Origin of the sequence: Dermacoccus sp. Ellin185, assembly GCF_000152185.1 — a bacterium.
GTDB classification, from domain to species: domain Bacteria; phylum Actinomycetota; class Actinomycetes; order Actinomycetales; family Dermatophilaceae; genus Dermacoccus; species Dermacoccus nishinomiyaensis.
Window position 1 is genome coordinate 1 of record NZ_AEIQ01000039.1, and the last position, 516, is coordinate 516.

The window sequence follows — 516 nt, forward strand, 5'->3', positions numbered from 1 at the left end:
GGACCGAGCACCTTACCCAGGCGACCGACCTTGCCCATGAGGTCGGGCGTCGCGACGACGGCGTCGAAGTCCGTCCAGCCACCCTGAACCTTGGCGATCAGGTCATCCGAACCAACGAAGTCGGCGCCGGCAGCCTCGGCCGCCGCAGCCTTGTCACCGTTGGCGAACACGAGGACGCGAGCCGTCTTACCCGTGCCGTTCGGCAGGTTCACCGTGCCACGAACCATCTGGTCCGCCTTGCGCGGGTCGACACCGAGGCGCATCGCAACCTCGACCGTCGAATCGAACTTCGTGCCGGCCGTCTCCTTCGCGAGGCGAACAGCCTCGAGCGGCGAGTACAGCTTGCCTTCTTCGATCTTCTCTTCCGCCGCGCGGTACGTCTTGCTGCGCTTCATCTCAAACTCCTTCAACAGGGAGATCGTGGTTCTACGAGCCAGCGCCGGCCCAACCACTTCGGCTCCGCGCCCCGACCACCACGGTCGATCCTCGACGCCGCCGATGCCACACAGGCAACCA

At 65.7% G+C, this 516-nt stretch carries 1 pseudogene; it reads right to left on the minus strand.

Annotated features, from left to right (window positions below):
• A pseudogene (locus tag HMPREF0321_RS02445) lies at positions 1–395 on the minus strand (50S ribosomal protein L1); the annotation flags it as partial.
• Positions 396–516: the final 121 nt, after the last annotated feature.